Annotated in this window: 14 protein-coding genes; 10 read left to right on the top strand and 4 right to left on the bottom strand. The window is 72.5% G+C overall.

The genetic code is table 11. The features are described from left to right. Window positions 1-4: 4 nt before the first annotated feature. The 8 genes from AB0L25_RS18335 (at window position 5) to AB0L25_RS18300 (ending at window position 10,215) form a co-directional block, all read left to right on the top strand. On the top strand, window positions 5-1,579 hold the full coding sequence (locus AB0L25_RS18335; protein WP_500173509.1) for a DUF2079 domain-containing protein: 1,575 nt from the start codon (window positions 5-7) through the stop codon (window positions 1,577-1,579). 275 nt (window positions 1,580-1,854) lie between these two features. Beyond that, a complete protein-coding gene (locus AB0L25_RS18330) occupies window positions 1,855-2,496 on the top strand; it encodes a hypothetical protein (protein WP_500173507.1) in 642 nt (213 codons plus the stop codon). A gap of 186 nt (window positions 2,497-2,682) precedes the next feature. Continuing rightward, on the top strand, window positions 2,683-4,272 hold the full coding sequence (serA, locus tag AB0L25_RS18325; protein WP_500173505.1) for a phosphoglycerate dehydrogenase: 1,590 nt from the start codon (window positions 2,683-2,685) through the stop codon (window positions 4,270-4,272). Window positions 4,273-4,748: 476 nt separating this feature from the next. Then, window positions 4,749-5,459, top strand: coding sequence for a (2Fe-2S)-binding protein (locus AB0L25_RS18320; RefSeq protein ID WP_500173503.1), 711 nt, complete (start codon window positions 4,749-4,751; stop codon window positions 5,457-5,459). A 77-nt stretch (window positions 5,460-5,536) separates the two neighbouring features. Further along, window positions 5,537-6,592, top strand: a complete 1,056-nt coding sequence (locus AB0L25_RS18315; protein ID WP_500173501.1) for a 3-isopropylmalate dehydrogenase — start codon at window positions 5,537-5,539, stop codon at window positions 6,590-6,592. 170 nt (window positions 6,593-6,762) lie between these two features. Further along, the gene (locus AB0L25_RS18310) at window positions 6,763-7,890 is read left to right on the top strand and encodes a branched-chain amino acid aminotransferase (RefSeq protein WP_500173499.1); all 1,128 of its coding nucleotides are present in this window, start codon (window positions 6,763-6,765) and stop codon (window positions 7,888-7,890) included. Window positions 7,891-8,322: 432 nt separating this feature from the next. Then, window positions 8,323-9,900 carry a citramalate synthase gene (gene cimA, locus AB0L25_RS18305; RefSeq protein WP_500173497.1) on the top strand — a complete coding sequence of 526 codons (1,578 nt, stop codon included), beginning with the start codon at window positions 8,323-8,325 and terminating at the stop codon, window positions 9,898-9,900. Window positions 9,901-9,933: 33 nt separating this feature from the next. Next, complete coding sequence (locus AB0L25_RS18300; RefSeq protein ID WP_500173494.1) at window positions 9,934-10,215, top strand: GNAT family N-acetyltransferase; 282 nt, start codon at window positions 9,934-9,936, stop codon at window positions 10,213-10,215. A 46-nt stretch (window positions 10,216-10,261) separates the two neighbouring features. Here the strand turns inward: AB0L25_RS18300 and AB0L25_RS18295 are convergent, their stop codons facing one another. Both AB0L25_RS18295 and AB0L25_RS18290 read right to left on the bottom strand, forming a co-directional pair. Then, window positions 10,262-10,621: an antibiotic biosynthesis monooxygenase family protein gene (locus AB0L25_RS18295; protein ID WP_500173492.1), complete on the bottom strand. Its 360-nt coding sequence runs from the start codon at window positions 10,619-10,621 to the stop codon at window positions 10,262-10,264. A 44-nt stretch (window positions 10,622-10,665) separates the two neighbouring features. Then, on the bottom strand, window positions 10,666-11,943 hold the full coding sequence (locus tag AB0L25_RS18290) for a cyclic nucleotide-binding domain-containing protein (protein ID WP_500173489.1): 1,278 nt from the start codon (window positions 11,941-11,943) through the stop codon (window positions 10,666-10,668). A 343-nt stretch (window positions 11,944-12,286) separates the two neighbouring features. On the opposite strand from AB0L25_RS18290, the gene AB0L25_RS18285 reads away from it, so the two are divergent. Beyond that, on the top strand, window positions 12,287-12,550 hold the full coding sequence (locus AB0L25_RS18285) for a hypothetical protein (protein WP_500173487.1): 264 nt from the start codon (window positions 12,287-12,289) through the stop codon (window positions 12,548-12,550). Window positions 12,551-12,577: 27 nt separating this feature from the next. Here AB0L25_RS18285 and AB0L25_RS18280 read toward each other — a convergent pair whose 3' ends face one another. After that, on the bottom strand, window positions 12,578-13,222 hold the full coding sequence (locus AB0L25_RS18280) for a GNAT family N-acetyltransferase (RefSeq protein WP_500173485.1): 645 nt from the start codon (window positions 13,220-13,222) through the stop codon (window positions 12,578-12,580). Between the two features lie 134 nt (window positions 13,223-13,356). Further along, window positions 13,357-14,226, bottom strand: coding sequence for a GntR family transcriptional regulator (locus AB0L25_RS18275; protein ID WP_500173482.1), 870 nt, complete (start codon window positions 14,224-14,226; stop codon window positions 13,357-13,359). A 226-nt stretch (window positions 14,227-14,452) separates the two neighbouring features. On the opposite strand from AB0L25_RS18275, the gene AB0L25_RS18270 reads away from it, so the two are divergent. Beyond that, window positions 14,453-14,638 (top strand): hypothetical protein, encoded by a 186-nt coding sequence (locus AB0L25_RS18270; RefSeq protein ID WP_500173480.1) that lies wholly within the window; start codon window positions 14,453-14,455, stop codon window positions 14,636-14,638. Window positions 14,639-14,720: the final 82 nt, after the last annotated feature.

Below are 14,720 nucleotides of genomic sequence, written 5' to 3'. Positions count from 1 at the left end.
GCTCGTGGCTGAGGGGGTTACGGCCGGCGGGGGAGCGGGCACCCTCGACCGTGCGCCGGCGGGCCGCGCCGGACGGGACGCGCGCCGCCGGTTCGCCGCGCGCGGGCGCCGCCTGCTCGCCCGCGCCCGCGCCCGGTCCGGCGTCCTCGCGCTGACGCTGGTCGCGGCGGCCGTGTACGCCGCGTACTCGCTGCTGCGCCTACACGCGTTCCGCGCCAGCAGCTACGACCTGGTGATCTTCGACCAGGCGGTCCGCTCCTACAGCGGGTTCGGGCCGCCGGTCGCGATCGTCAAGGGCGTCCACAACGGCTTCGGGCCCGACTTCTCCGTCCTCGGCGACCACTTCTCGCCGATCCTGGCCGTCCTCGCGCCGCTCTACTGGATCCACGACGGCCCCGGCACGCTGCTCGTCGCGCAGGCCGTGCTGTTCGCCGCCGCGATCGTCCCGATCTGGCGGTACGCCGCGCGCCGGCTGGGCCCGGCCGCCGCCTACTGCGCGTCCGGCGCGTACGCGCTGTCGTGGCCGGTCGCCGAGGCGCTCGCGTTCGACTTCCACGAGGTCGCGTTCGTCCCGCCGCTCGCGGCGCTGCTCGTCGAGCGGCACGACGCCGGACGGCGCGGGCAGGCGGCGGCCGTCGCGGCGCTCCTGCTGCTGGTCAAGGAGGACATGGGCCTCCTGCTCGCCGGGTTCGGCCTCTACCTGCTCACCCGCCCCGGTGAGCGGCGGTCCGGCGCCGTCCACATCGCGGCCGGGCTCGCCGCCACCTGGGCCGCCTCCCGGTTCGTCATCCCGGCCTTCGGCGGGGACGACGACTACTACTGGGCGTACGGCGCGCTCGGCCCCGACCTGCCGAGCGCCGCCGTGCACGCGCTGACGCACCCCTGGGACGTCCTCGCGCTGCTGGGCGACCCGCCGGCCAAACTCGGCACGATGCTGCTGCTCGCCGCGCCGCTGCTGCTGCTCCCGCTGGCGTCGCCGCTGACGCTCGCCGCCGTCCCGCTGCTCGCCGAGCGGATGCTGGCCAGCGGTTTCGAGAACTGGTGGCAGCCGCAGTACCACTACAACGCGTTCGTCGTCGCGATCCTCGTCCTGGCGGCCGTGGACGGGGCGGTGCGGCTGCGCGACCGCTTCCGCGCGGCCCGCCGCGGGCCGCGCGCGCTCCCCGCCGCCGCCCTGCTGGTCGCCGCGGCCGTCACCGTCCCGTTCTTCGCGTTCGGCGATCTCGCGGACCCGTCCCTTTACCGGCGCAACGCGCGCGCGCAGGCCGCCGCGGCCGCGGCGGCGCACGTCCCGTCCGGGGCCCTCGTGGAGGCGGCGAACAACGTCGGCCCGGCGCTCAGCGCCCGCACGCGCGTCCTGCTGCTGGACCGCTGGCCCCGCAACGCGCCGTGGGTCGTCGCCGACGTCGAGCGCCCGACGTTCCCCTTCCGTTCCGTGCACGACCAGCGCCTCCGCGTCCAGGGGCTGCTGGACCTCGGGTACCGGGAGGTCTTCCGGCGGGAGGGGTACGTCGTCCTGCACCATCCCGGCTACCCGCCCACCGGGAATTTTGGACGGCCGTCCAATACATCGGGATGATCCGCCGGTCAGAATGACCGTGAAGGTGTCGGAAAGGTAAATCGGCCTATCATTTTCGCCAGGACTGTCTGATACTTGGAGAAGTCGTGACGGCCGCGTCCGGCGCGGGCGGCGCAGTCCGCGAAACCGCCGGTCACGCTGCCGGAGCGCAGGCAGGGGCGGAGCACGGAGCGAGGCCGGCGAACGGTCCGGGGCAGGCGCGGAATTCCGCCACCGCGCGCCGATGCCGCGGGTGGGAAAATCCCGGCCCGGAGAAGCGCGGCGCGGGGTGGAATATGTCGAGTGGTCACGGCGCGCCGGCCGCGGACGTCCGGCGCTTCGACACCTGCGGCCGGGCGTGGATCGCCGCGCTGCGGCACGTCTGGTCCGCCGGCGAGGCCGGCATGACCGACCGCGGCCCCGTCATCGAGGGCCCGCCGCTGCTGTTCGAGATCGCGTCGCTGAGCCGCGACGACCCGATCCTGCGCGAGCACGGCGACCGCTCCCGCCTCGCCCGTCCCGCCGGGGAGGACGTCCGCCGCGCCGGCCCGCCGGACGGCGCGTCCGGCGGGGCCCGCCCGGACGCCGGCCAGATCCGCTGGGTCGTCGACCTGCTGCGCGCCCGCCCCTGGACCACCAGCGCCTGGATCTCGCTCGCGGCGCCCGGCGAGGCCGGCGCCCCGCCCGTCCCCACCGCGCTCGCCTTCCGCATCCGCGGCTACCGGCTGGCCATGACGGCGATGTTCCGCTCGCAGAACGTCCACCGCGCCTACCTGGCCTACCTCCCGCTGCGCGAGGTTCAGGTCGGCGTCGCCGAACGGCTCGGCCTGCCGTCCGGGCCGCTCCGCGTCTTCGTCGACGTCCCGCATCTTCCCGTGGCGGACGCCGATCGCGTCGCGACCATTCTCGCCTCCCAGCCCGAACCCAACGCGGCCTGACCGGTCCGGACGTCACTCGCCCTTGACCGACCCGGACAAAGGTGAGTTACCGGTGGGTGTTTCCCCGTGCGCGATGACCGGACGCGGCGAGGGATAGACTCGCCGACGGGGCGAGCGCACGACGAGGTGACTCGCGACTTCAGCTGCACGACCGCCCGCACATCCGACTTTCGAAGGACCGTTTCCTTGAGCAAGCCCGTCGTCCTCGTCGCAGAAGAACTCTCTCCCGCCGGCATCGCCGTGCTGGAGTCCGACTTCGAGGTCCGCCACGTCGACGGAAGCGACCGCGAGCAGCTGCTGCCCGCGGTCGCCGACGTCGACGCGCTGATCGTCCGCAGCGCCACCAAGGTCACCGCGGAGGTGTTCCGGCACGCCGCCAAGCTGCGCGTCGTCGCCCGCGCCGGCGTCGGCCTCGACAACGTCGACGTCGAGGCCGCCACCAAGGCCGGCGTCATGGTCGTGAACGCGCCGACGTCCAACATCGTCACCGCCGCCGAGCACGCCATCGCGCTGCTGCTGGCCACCGCTCGGAACGTGCCACAGGGCCACGCCGCCCTGAAGCAGGGCGAGTGGAAGCGGTCCAAGTACACCGGCGTCGAGCTGCAGGGCAAGACCGTCGGCGTCCTCGGCCTCGGCCGCATCGGCGTCCTGGTCGCCCAGCGCCTCGCCGCGTTCGACATGAACGTGATCGCGTTCGACCCCTACGTGCAGGCCGCCCGCGCCGCGCAGCTCGGCGTCAAGCTCGTCACCCTCGACGAGCTGCTCGCCGAGAGCGACTTCATCACCGTGCACCTGCCGAAGACCCCCGAGACCCTCGGGCTCATCGGCGACCGCGAGCTGCACCGGGTCAAGCCGAGCGTCCGGATCGTCAACGCCGCCCGCGGCGGGATCGTTGACGAGCAGGCCCTCGACCTCGCGATCAAGGACGGCCGCGTCGCCGCCGCCGGCCTCGACGTGTTCAGCAGCGAGCCCTGCACCGACAGCCCGCTGTTCCACCACGACAACGTCGTGGTCACCCCGCACCTCGGCGCCAGCACGCACGAGGCGCAGGAGAAGGCGGGCACGCAGGTCGCCCGCTCGGTGAAGCTCGCGCTGTCCGGCGAGTTCGTCCCGGACGCCGTCAACGTGCAGGGCGGCGCCGTCGCAGAGGACGTCAAGCCCGGCCTGCCGCTCGCCGAGAAGCTCGGCCGGATCTTCACCGCCCTCGCCGGCGGCGTCCCGGTCCGGCTCGACGTCGTCGTCCGCGGCGAGATCGCCGAGCACGACGTCAAGGTGCTCGAGCTGGCCGCGCTCAAGGGCGTCTTCGTGGACGTCATCGAGGAGGCCGTCACGTTCGTGAACGCCCCCCTCCTGGCCCGCGACCGCGGCGTCGAGGTCACCCTCACCACCAGCGAGGACAGCCCCGACTGGCGCAACGTCGTCCAAGTGCGCGGCACCATGGCCGACGGCGACGTCGTGTCGGTGTCCGGCACCCTGACCGGCCCCAAGCACGCCGAGCGGCTCATCGAGATCAACGGCTACAACATGGAGCTGGTCCCGACCGCGCACATGGCGTTCTTCTCCTACGAGGACCGCCCCGGCATCGTCGGCGCCGTCGGCAAGCTGCTCGGCGACGAGCAGGTCAACATCGCCGGCATGCAGGTCGGCCGGGACGCCAAGGGCGGCCGCGCGCTGATCGCCCTGACCGTCGACTCCGCCATCCCGGCGCAGCTCGTCGACGCCATCAAGGCCGAGGTCGGCGCCGACATGGGCCGCCGCGTCGACCTGGACGGCTGACCCCCGACCACCGCCGAGGGGCGGGCGCCCGGCACCGCGCCGGACGCCCGCCCCTCCGCCTTTACATCTCGGATACTGAGATTTTCGGCCACCTGTCGGGACAACCGCGCGACGGTGCGGGTACCGTTGCAGGGAGTATGCGGCGCTTCGTGGTGATCCTTCGCTGCCGCAGCGGGGCCTGATTATCGGCGGGCCGGCCCGCTGCGGAGGCAGCCCACGGCCCTGAGTCCGATGCCGCGCCGGACCGTGCGAACCACGGCCGCCGGCGGCCCTCACGCCGACCGCTCAGCGAAACGGAGCAACTCCCATGGACAGCACCACCACGCCCGCGGCCCAGCCCGCCGACGACGCCCGCGACGAGGCGGCCCGCGCCCTGCAGATCGCCCTCGACCGCCGCGACAACGGCGGCCACCCCACCCGCTGACCCGCACGGCCCGGCGTTGCCGGGCACCCGCGCGAAGCGGCAGAGTCGGGGCATGACGTCGAGTTCCCGCGCGGCCGCGGAGTCCGCCGAACCGGACGAGGTCGCCGGCGTCCTGCGGGACGTCGGGCGCCTCGGCCCGTACTTCGGGATCCGCACCGACCCGGCGGAAGAGGCCGACCCCACGTGGCGGCCCTTCCCCGAGACCGACCGCGCGCGGCTCGCCGACCTGACCGCCCGGTACGCCGAACGGCTCGGGACGCCCGAACGCCGGGTGGCCGCGTCCGTCCTGTTCCAGGGCCTCGCGTCCCGGCTGTGGTCCCCGGCGGTCGCGGCGGCGGCGCGCGGCGTCGTGCCCGACCTCGCCGGGCTGCACTGGCGGTGGGCGCCCGGCGCGCCCGTCGCCCTGTGGCTCGCCGCGCCCGGCGGGTGGCGCGCCACCGGGACGGACGACGCCGCCCGGCTCGTCCACGACCAGGTCGTCACCCGGACCCTCGCGCCGCTCCGCGACGCCTTCGCGGGCGTCGTCCGGCTCGCCGACGGCCTCGTGTGGGGCAACGCCGCCTCGGCGCTCGCCGGGAGCCTGAACGTCGGCCCGCGCGACCCCGCACGGGCGGCGCTCGTCCGGGCGCTGCTGGCGCTCCCGCCGCTGGACGGCACCGGCGGCTTCGGCCCCGCGGGGTTCGTCCGGCGGAGCTGCTGCCTGTACTACCGGGTGCCGCCCGGCGGCGGCATGTGCGGCGACTGCGCGCTGATCAGGCGCTGACCGCCCGGCAAGGCCCGGAGTGCCCGGAATGCGAGACGGAAGCCCATGCAGTGAGACGTTTGCAGTAGAGTGCGCGCATGGCATCCCGCAGCATCCGTCTGGCCGTCATCCCCGGTGACGGGATCGGCCCCGAGGTGGTCGCCGAAGGACTGAAGGTCCTCGAGGCGGTCGCGCCGTCCGGCGGCCTGACGTTCGAGCAGACCACCTACGACCTGGGCGCCGCCCGCTGGCACCGGACGGGCGAGACGCTGCCCGACTCGGTCCTCGGCGAGCTGCGCGAGCAGGAGGTCATCCTTCTCGGCGCCGTCGGCGACCCCAGCGTGCCGAGCGGCGTGCTGGAGCGCGGGCTCCTGCTGCGGACCCGGTTCGAGCTCGACCACTACGTCAACCTGCGGCCGGTCAAGCTGTTCCCGGGCGTCACGACCCCGCTCGCGGGCGTCACCCCGGACGACATCGACATGATCGTCGTCCGCGAGGGCACCGAGGGCCCGTACACGGGCGTCGGCGGCGTCCTGCGCAAGGGCACCCGGCACGAGGTCGCGACGCAGGAGAGCGTCAACACCGCCCACGGCGTCGAGCGGGTGATCCGGTACGCGTTCGAGGTCGCCGCGTCGCGCCCGCGCAAGCACCTGACGCTCGTCCACAAGGACAACGTCCTGACCTTCGCCGGTGACCTCTACCAGCGCACGCTCAAGCGCGTCGGCGAGGAGTACCCGCAGGTCACGACCGCGTACACGCACGTCGACGCGGCCACGATGTTCTTCGTGAACGACCCGGGCCGGTTCGACGTCGTCGTCACCGACAACCTGTTCGGCGACATCATCACCGACATCGGCGCCGCCATCGCGGGCGGCATCGGCCTCGCCGCGTCCGGCAACGTCAACCCGGACCGGACGGCCCCGTCGATGTTCGAGCCCGTGCACGGCAGCGCCCCCGACATCGCGGGGCAGGGCAAGGCCGACCCGACCGCCACGATCCTGTCGGTCGCGATGCTGCTCGACCACGTCGGTGCCGGCGACGCCGCGCGCCGGGTCGAGCGGGCGGTGTCGGACGACCTGGCCGAGCGCGGCGCGCTCGGCGCCCGGTCGACCGCGCAGATCGGCGACGCGATCGCCAAGCGAGTATCCGGCTAGGGGCGCGCCTCTCTGCCGGACCAGGGATACTCCGGGCGTGCCGTGCGGCGCGCCCGGTTTTCCGTGTGCGCCGTTACCGAGGAGTCACCTCCACGAAGTACGACAATAAGGACTAAAGACGCCTATGCGGCGATGGGGCCGCACCGGCGATCCGCGAGAGGACAACCGCGATGAGCAGCAACCTGGACTTCGAGATCACGCTCACCGACCGGCCCGCGTCGGCCGCCGAGCGCGAACGCGTCCTGGCCGACCCGGGCTTCGGGCGGTACTTCACCGACCACATGGTCACGATCCGCTACTCCGCGGACCGCGGCTGGTACGACGCGAAGCTCGAACCGTACGGGCCGATCCCGATGGACCCGGCGTGCCAGGTGTTCCACTACGCGCAAGAGCTCTTCGAGGGCCTCAAGGCGTACAAGCAGCCGGACGGCTCGATCGTCACGTTCCGCCCCTACATGAACGCCGCGCGGATGAACCGGTCCGCCAAGCGGATGGCGATGCCGCAGATCCCGGACGACCTGTTCGTCCGGGCCTGCGAGATCCTCGTCGACACCGACCGCGAGTGGGTGCCGGACACCGAGGGGCACAGCCTCTACCTGCGCCCGTTCATGTTCGCCACCACCCGCGCCCTCGGCGTCAACAACCCGGCCAGCGAGTTCCTGTTCATGGTCATCGCCTCGCCGTCCGGGCTGTACTACCCGCGCGGCATCAAGCCCGTCTCGGTGTGGCTCTCGCGGGACTACACCCGCGCCGCGCCCGGCGGCACCGGCGAGGCGAAGTTCGGCGGCAACTACGCGGCGTCCTTCGCCGGGCAGGCCGAGGCCGTCCAGCAGGGCTGCGACCAGGTCGTCTGGCTCGACGCGGTGGAGCACCGCTGGGTCGAGGAGGTCGGCTCGATGAACCTCATGTTCGTCTACGGCTCCGGCTCGGACGCGCGCATCCTCACGCCCGCGCTCACCGGCACCCTGCTCGCCGGCATCACCCGCGACTCCATGCTCAAGCTCGCGCCCGACCTCGGCATCCAGGTCGAGGAAGGCAAGATCAGCATCGAGGAGTGGCAGGCGGGCTGCGAATCCGGCGAGATCACCGAGGTGTTCGGCTGCGGCACCGCCGCGATCATCAGCCCCGTCGGGCACGTCAAGGGCCGCGACCGCGAGTGGACGATCGGCGACGGCGAACCCGGCGAGATCTCGATGCGGCTCCGCGAGGAGCTCATCGGCATCCAGTACGGCACCCGCCCCGACCCCTACGGCTGGGTCCACGAGATTTCTGCGGCGACCTCGGCGTCAGGCCGCTAGGCGGCCTTCCTTCAACGGTCGCCGCGTGCGATTGCTGCATCGCTCCGACTCGCCCAGGGGCTCGCTGCGCGATCAGGTTCTCGCTTCGCTCGAACCTGCCTTCGGACGCAATCGCAGTGTTTCCGGTCCGCTCTGGTTGGGGGGATGGCTGAGGTGGTGCGGATTTTGGTGTCGTGACGTGAGGGGGCGGGGGTCGTCCTCGCCCCCTTGCGTTGCGGAATTCTGGGCGGCTGTCTCGGGATGTGGGATCGCGTTCTCAGCATTGGGTCGGATGTGGCACACTGGGTCGCATCATGCGCCACAGCCTCGTGATTATCGGCTGGCGCGCCGGCATCTGACGGGACATCGCCGGCGCGCAGACCTCTCACGTCCGTGAGGGGTCTTTTTTGTGTCCTGGCGCCGATCCGCCCATATCTGGGGGTTTCCGAAACCATGCAAGGTGACGCTTTCCACGTCTACGACACCACCCTGCGCGACGGCTCGCAGCAGGAGGGGCTCAACCTCTCCGTGGCCGACAAGCTCGCCATCGCGCGGCACCTGGACGACCTGGGCATCGGCTTCATCGAGGGCGGCTGGCCGGGCGCCAACCCCAAGGACACCGAATTCTTCAGGCGGGCTCGGACCGAGCTGGACCTGAAGCACGCGCGGCTCACCGCGTTCGGCGCGACCCGCCGGGCCGGGGTGAAGGCGGCCGACGACCCGCAGGTCGCCGCGCTGCGCGAATCCGGCGCGTCCGTCGTGACCCTGGTCGCCAAGAGTCACGACAGGCACGTCGAGCTGGCCCTCCGCACCAGCCTGGAGGAGAACCTCGCGATGATCCGCGACACGGTCTCCCACCTGCGTGCGGAGGGCCAACGCGTCTTCCTGGACGCCGAGCACTTCTTCGACGGCTACAAGGCGAACCGCGCGTACGCGCTGGAGGCCGTCCGCACCGCCGCCGAGGCCGGCGCGGACGTCGTCGCGCTGTGCGACACCAACGGCGGCATGCTGCCGGACGAACTCGCCGACGTCGTGCACGACGTGGTGTCCCTCGGCGTGCGGGTCGGCATCCACTGCCACGACGACTCGGGCTGCGCGGTCGCGAACTCGCTCGCCGCCGTGAAGGCCGGCGCGACGCACGTCCAGGGGTGCGCCAACGGGTACGGCGAGCGCAGCGGCAACGCGAACCTGTTCACCCTCGTCGGGAACCTGCAGCTCAAGCGGGGGATGAACCTCGTGCGGGACGACCAGCTCGCCGAGATGACGCGGATCGCGCACGCGGTGTCCGAGGTCACGAACGTGACGCCGAGCTCGCAGCAGCCCTACGTGGGCCTGTCGGCGTTCGCGCACAAGGCGGGGCTGCACGCGTCCGCCGTCAAGGTCGACCCGGACCTGTACCAGCACATCGACCCGGCGGCCGTCGGCAACGACATGCGGATGCTCGTCTCCAGCATGGCCGGGCGCGCCTCGGTCGAGCTGAAGGGCCGCGAGCTGGGCTACGACCTGTCCGGCGACAAGGCGAAGGCCGTCGTCGACCGGGTGAAGGAGCTGGAGTCGACCGGGTACACCTTCGAGGCCGCCGACGCGTCCTTCGAGCTGCTGCTGCGCGAGGAGCTGACGGGCGTCCGGCAGCGGCACTTCGAGGTCGAGTCGTGGCGGTCGATCGTGGAGCGCCGTCCGGACGGCTCCATGATCAGCGAGGCGACGGTGAAGCTGCACGCCAAGGGCGAGCGGATCATCGCGACCGGCGAGGGCAACGGCCCCGTCAACGCTCTCGACAACGCCCTGCGCATCGCGCTCGAGCGGCTGTACCCGGAGCTGGCGCGGCTGGAGCTCGTCGACTACAAGGTCCGCATCCTGGAGGGCGCCCACGGCACCGACGCCCGCACCCGGGTGCTGATCGAGTCGGGCGACGGCACCCGCGAGTGGGGCACGGTCGGCGTCGAGGACAACGTCATCGCCGCGTCCTGGCAGGCCCTCGAGGAGGCCGTCACCTACTGCCTGCTGCACGCGGGCCACGAGGTCGGCTGAATCGGCGCCGCGGGAGTCGGGGATGATCGGGGCATGAGCACCGACGTCACCGACAACACCGCCGAGCAGCGCTACGACATCACCGTGGACGGCGCCCCCGCCGGCTTCGCCGAGTACGAACCGGGGGAGGGCGTCGTCATGTTCACGCACACCGAGGTCGACCCGGCCTTCAAGGGGCAGGGCGTCGGCGGCGCGCTGGCCAGGGGAGCCCTCGACGACGTGCGCGCGAAGGGCCTGCGCGTCGTCCCGCTCTGCCCGTTCATCAAGGGGTGGATCGAGAAGCACCCCGACTACCAGGACCTCGTGGCCCGCTGACGGACCCGGCGGCGTCCGCCCGACCGGGCCGGACGCCGCCGCCCGTTCAGGAGTCGGCGGGCTTCGGGGCGGCGCTCTGGACGACCTCGAAGCTCCACAGTTCGGCGCCCGCGGCGGCCGGGCCGCCGTGGCCGTGCCCGTGGCCGTGGCCGGCGGGGCGGTCCTTCGCGGCCTCGGCGTGGCCGCGCTGGAACGCCTGGCTCTGCGTCCAGCGCTGGAAGTCCTCCTCGCTGCGCCACTTCGTGTACACCAGGTACCGGTCCTGGCCCTCGACGGGGCGCAGCAGCTCGAAGCCCTCGAACCCCTCGGCCGACTCCACCAGGCCGGCCCGGCCGGCGAACCGGCGCTCGATCTCCTCGCGCATCTCCGGGTTCACGGTCAAAACGTTGATCTTCACGACGGACAACGCGGGTCTCCTTCGGCTCGGGTGCTTGCTCCTCCTGCATCGTCCTACATGGCCTGAGGCCACGACGTCCCGCCCTCCAGGGTGAGCCACGCCGACAGCCGCGCCTCCTTCACCCGGACCCGGACGCGCGAGTACCGGCCGGGGTCGACGAGGCCCGGGCCCGAGCGGATCACCGAGTCGTAGACGAAGTCGGACGCCACGAATGCCAGGTCCGCGCCCGTCTCGGCGACCCGGCGCTTCACCGCCGGGGCGTCCACGAGCCGCCGGGCGGTGATGATCGAGATGCCGGAGACGCCGCGGTCGCCGCGCTGCACCGGTCCGACGTGCAGCGCCGCGCGGAGCTGCAGCCGCGTCGCGTCCGCCGCGCGCCGGTTGTGCCGCCGCAGCGACGCCGCGAGGTGCGCGAGCATCGGGTCCACGACCCGCTCGGTCGGGGTGGTCGGCGGGACCACGATCAGCGCGCCGTCCCCGCGGTCCTCCTGGTAGAGCAGGGAGAAGTCGATGCCGGACGCCGCGAACGCCGCGTCCAGCCGCTCGTACATCGCCTCCACGACCACGCGCCGGTCGGCGTCGGTGCGCCGCGGCGAGCTGAACCCCGTGATGTCGGTGACGAGCACCGAGCAGTTGCCGTTCGTCCAGTCCGGCGGGGCGGGCCCCCGGTCCTCGGTCTGCCGCCGGTACACCTGCCGCTCGAGGACGGCCCGGGCCCGCGGGTGCTCGGTCAGGAACCCGGCGAACGCCTCCGCCGGGACCCGCAGCGCCGCCACGTCGCCCTCCGCGGTCACCGTGGCGGACCGGTCCCGGACGAGCAGCGCCGCGCGCTCGCCGACCAGTTCGCCCGGCCCGCGGAACGCCACGATCCGCTGGTCGATCCCGTCCCGCACCCACACGCGCGTCCAGCCGTCGAGGATCACGATGACCTCGTGGGCGGGCCCGCCCTCCTCGCACAGCACGTCCTCCTTGCCGTAGACGTGCCCGCGCGCGCTCTCGAGCAGCGTGCGGCGCTCGTCCTGCGACAGCGCGCCCCAGAACGTCGTCTCGGCGTAGCGGCCCCCGGCGAGCTCCAGGGGCCGCGGGACGGGCACGACGCCGGCGCCCGGCGCCGGCGCGGGTTCCGGCGCCCCGGCCCGCAGGTACTGGACGACCGCGTTCGTCAGGGCGGCCGCCGGCAGCGACAGGAACGCCAGGACGCCCGCGACCGCCGCGCCGGACGAGCCGTCCAGCCCGTATCCCAGCACGGCCCCGAACAGCGTCACGGGCGCGGTCACCTGCGCGCTCAGCAGCCCGGGGCCCGCGCGTCCCCCGTTTCGTCGAGTCCTCACGATGCTTCCTTCCCCAAGGAAGGTCCGGCCCGCTCCCGCCGGCTCCTCGGCACTCGTCGGATCCCCACGTCCCCACGCACAGGCTAGAACCGGATACAGGGATTCGCCATATCTTTGATGCACATAAGGCGGTGAATGTTGGCTAACCTGATGGCGACAATGTGACGAAGAGGAGAGCCGCCAGGTTTCCGTGCCGCCGGGACAGGGCAAATCCACCTGTACACCCTTTTCCGGGGCAGGGGACGGCTGGCCGAGGGCTGCACATCGGCCTGACGGCGTCCGGCCGGGCCCCCGGCGTCGGACGGAGCCGCCACTCGCTCTCCGGATTGGAGATGAGCAGCCCATGACCAACGCTCGAGCCGACGAGAACGCCCCCCAGGTCCGCGCGGAGGCGGTTCCGCAGGGCGAGCGCGTCACGATCAACCTCACCGGCAAGGCCGTCCAGGCGCTGCAGCGGCTCCAGGAGATGACCGGCTACAACAAGACCGACTGCATCAACCGGGCGCTGATCATCTCTGCCGAGATCGAGCGGATGTCGCGGGAGCCGGGCGCCGTCTACTGGCGCGAGACCCCCGACAGCGACCTGATGCTGGTCCGCTTCGTCTGACCGCCGCCTCCCACCCGGGAAGCCCGCTCAGGGACGCTGCGGCTCCGGGACGGCCTCGTGGATGCGCGGCGCGGCGGGCGCCGGGCCGATCGGCTTCTCGAACACCGCGCCCGACGGCGACCGGTCGCTCGTCGTCCGGGTCCCGATGTGCTGGAACCCCTGCTCCTTGTAGTAGCCGTGCAGGTCGGCGTTGTCCGACCATACGTCGATCCGGATGAGCTCCGCGGTCGGCAGCATCGACCGTCCCTTCCGGCCGGCCCAGTCGATCAGTTCGGCGCCCAGCCCGGCGCCCGCGTGCCCGCGCTCGATGACGAGCCGGTGCAGGTAGACGGCGTCGATCTCGCGCTCGCGGGCGGTCCAGAGCTCCTCGTGGCCGATCAGCCTGATGGTCACGGTGCCGATGGGATCGATGGGGTCCGCGCCGGGGGCCTCCTCGAACAGCAGCCAGGTCTCGGCGTTCAGCAGCCCCTCGTACACCCGTTTGCGGCGGTCGTCCGGATTCGGCCAAGGCCGGTTCCACTGGCGCGTCGCGGGCTTCTCCGCCCGGAGCCATGCCGCGGCCCCGTCGATGAGCCCGAGGACGACGTCGAGTTCGTCCGTGCGGGCGAGGCGGATGCGGTAGCTGGGAAGTGGGATCCGGCGGCGTTGACGGGTCCCGGTGTCGGTGTCCACGTGCTGCTGCGCTCCGAGAGTGAAGCGCCCCCGCGGCCCGGGCCCGCCGGGAGCCGGAGGCTGCCGCGGGCGGCGGGACACGGGAGGCGTGCGGTTGGTTGCGGGGTGCCGGCCGGGCCGGTCCGCGCGGCGCGTCAGCCGTCGTCGTCGTCCGGTGACACGGCGCGCGAGCCTCCCTGACCGGGTCGCAGGAGGACGTCCTCGGGAACGTCTCCTGCGTTGTAGTGCAGGCGGGTGCGGTCCGCGGGCCAGACCGTCACGGTGAGACGGAAGGCCCGGCCGTTCTCCGAGTACGCCGTTCGGACGGTCTCGAAGACGACGTCGGCGGCGGAGTCGCCGAGGCTGAAGAAGTACTTCTCGTTCTCGTCCGGCACGCGCGCCCGGATCTCGTCGTGGAAGCCGACCTCGGTGTAGCCGAGGGTCTCCTTCAGGTAGGCGACCGCGCCCTCGGGGATGTTGCGCGGCTTGAGCAGCCGGGACGCCCCCGCGGTCGCGAACTCCAGCGGATAGAAGGACGTCTGCATCGCCCACGGGCGCCCGTCGAGGTGGAGCAGCTGGTGCCGGGAGATGAACTCGGTCTCCTCGTCCGTCTGCAGGTACCAGGAGATCAGCTGCGACCCTTCCTGGACCTCCACCTTGACGGGCGAGACGGTCACCTTCCGGCCCGCCGGGATGAACGCGTCCCGGTTGTACCACTCGCCGTCCCCGCCGCCGGGCGCCAGGCCCAGCGCGGCGGCGGACAGCGTGACGTGGTCGGCCTGCGGGCGGTCGACGACGAACGTGCCCTTGCCCTGCTCGGAGATGACGGCGCCCTGCCGCTGCAGCCAGGACAGCGCCTCGCGGACGGTGTTGCGCGCGACGCCGTACTGCTGTTCGAGGTCCTTCTCCGGCGGCAGCCGCCGCCGTCCGGCGGTTCCGTCGCCCGGCGCGAGATCGCCGCGCTCGATGCGCTGGAGCAGGTCTTCGGCGACGTCGCGCCACCGCGGAGGCGTCGTGCGGGCCATGGTTCCGCTCCTTCCGACCTGTCCGCCTGCCGACGTCCGGTCCGAACCGGACATCAGGTACCGAACAAGCTGTTCCCCGCCAACATGTTTGCAACCTCTAGAAAGGGTAACACTGTTGATGAGATACTTGTTGGTACAAGTCAACGAGATGAAATCTCGGACAAGCGTAGCAGGCGGCGGTGTCCCCGATGAGGCACCTCCCGGATGCGCGGAGAAGGAGGACAGCATGGCCGTCGGCTACTTGTGGGTGCTCGTGCCGACGCTGCTGTTCGTGGCCATCGCGCTCTACATCGTGTTCGCCGGGTGGACCAGCAGGAACGTGGTCTTCCGCGGCGGCGGCTCCTCGCGCACGGCGCCGCTGGTCAACGTGGTGCGCCGGGACGAGCGCGAACCGGAGCGCACCGCGGCGTGACCGCCCGTCGAGGCGGGCGGGCCGCTCGGCCGAAGGAGAGTTCACAGTGGAAGAGAGCCGGTTCGGTGAGCTGCCGACCGCG

Source organism: Spirillospora sp. NPDC052242 (assembly GCF_040679555.1).
In the GTDB taxonomy this organism is placed as follows: domain Bacteria; phylum Actinomycetota; class Actinomycetes; order Streptosporangiales; family Streptosporangiaceae; genus Spirillospora.
The sequence above is the reverse complement of the archived record's forward strand: the minus strand, read 5'-3'. Positions and strand labels throughout refer to the sequence as shown.

Coding starts and splice junctions, on each gene's coding strand:
- AB0L25_RS18310 (WP_500173499.1), top strand. CDS start 6,763: ATGAGCAGCAACCTGGACTTCGAGATCACGCTCACCGACCGGCCCGCG.
- AB0L25_RS18270 (WP_500173480.1), top strand. CDS start 14,453: ATGGCCGTCGGCTACTTGTGGGTGCTCGTGCCGACGCTGCTGTTCGTG.
- AB0L25_RS18285 (WP_500173487.1), top strand. CDS start 12,287: ATGACCAACGCTCGAGCCGACGAGAACGCCCCCCAGGTCCGCGCGGAG.
- AB0L25_RS18330 (WP_500173507.1), top strand. CDS start 1,855: ATGTCGAGTGGTCACGGCGCGCCGGCCGCGGACGTCCGGCGCTTCGAC.
- AB0L25_RS18320 (WP_500173503.1), top strand. CDS start 4,749: ATGACGTCGAGTTCCCGCGCGGCCGCGGAGTCCGCCGAACCGGACGAG.
- AB0L25_RS18300 (WP_500173494.1), top strand. CDS start 9,934: ATGAGCACCGACGTCACCGACAACACCGCCGAGCAGCGCTACGACATC.
- AB0L25_RS18315 (WP_500173501.1), top strand. CDS start 5,537: ATGGCATCCCGCAGCATCCGTCTGGCCGTCATCCCCGGTGACGGGATC.
- AB0L25_RS18275 (WP_500173482.1), bottom strand. CDS start 14,226: ATGGCCCGCACGACGCCTCCGCGGTGGCGCGACGTCGCCGAAGACCTG.
- cimA (WP_500173497.1), top strand. CDS start 8,323: ATGCAAGGTGACGCTTTCCACGTCTACGACACCACCCTGCGCGACGGC.